The following is a 376-nucleotide window of genomic DNA, read 5'->3' on the forward strand; positions in this document are numbered from 1 at the left end:
ACCCGTGACGGGATTCCCGTCTCCATCCACGATCTGCACACTGTCCAGACTGAAGTTGGCGGGGTTGTCGTTGTGATCCAGATCCGTGTCATCGGCCAGTACGTCAATGGTCAGGGTTTCATTCTCATGGCCTGTGGCGGTATTGGCTGTCGCCACCGGCGCGTCGTTGGTGCCGGTGACCGTAATGGTCGCTGTTGACTCAGAGGTAGCCCCTTCGTCATCGGACATCACATATCGAACGACCACTGTCGTACTTTCGCCACTTGCCAGACTGTCGAAGTCTGTACCCGGCACAAACTGGAGCTGGTTGTTGTCGATGCTGACCGTGCCCTGGCCACTTAATGGATTCCCGTCACCATCCACGATCTCCACGCTA

At 56.9% G+C, this 376-nt stretch carries 1 protein-coding gene; it reads right to left on the reverse strand.

The annotated features are described in order from the left end of the window. On the reverse strand, nt 1–376 hold a 376-nt coding region (locus AC27K1_RS21725; protein WP_487152888.1), incomplete at both ends, for a VCBS domain-containing protein.

The organism is Kistimonas ophiarachnellae, assembly GCF_057552235.1.